Origin of the sequence: Massilia sp. CT11-108 (assembly GCF_047302915.1) — a bacterium.
Lineage (GTDB): Bacteria > Pseudomonadota > Gammaproteobacteria > Burkholderiales > Burkholderiaceae_D > Telluria > Telluria orientalis.
In genome coordinates this window covers 1-263 of record NZ_JBKYMO010001566.1, presented here as the reverse complement: position 1 = coordinate 263, position 263 = coordinate 1, and the positions used below count along the sequence as shown (strand labels likewise).

The window sequence follows — 263 nt, the reverse complement described above, 5'->3', positions numbered from 1 at the left end:
ATCCCAAACTAACTCGAGATCAAGACCGGATAGCCCGCTAGCCAAGATATACGGCTATGGTGCTCCTCCACCTCGCCGAGGGAAGGAGGTAAACTTGGACGCCAAGGATAAAGCGGAGGTAGAGGGGCTGAAGGAGGAGATGAAGGAAGTTAGGGCTAGTCAATTGAGGATGGAGGAGATGCTTTCAAAGATGATTGCTGGCAAGTAGGCTGTGGTAGTAGTTTGGACGAGTCGGCATACGATTGTACACAGCTACTGTAGAT

Annotated in this window: 1 protein-coding gene; it reads left to right on the top strand. The window is 50.6% G+C overall.

What is annotated here, in order from left to right; all coding sequences use genetic code 11:
- The coding region (locus ACEN88_RS35630) for a hypothetical protein (RefSeq protein ID WP_413347111.1) at positions 1–208 on the top strand (208 nt) is incomplete at its 5' end.
- Between the last annotated feature and the right edge of the window lie 55 nt (positions 209–263).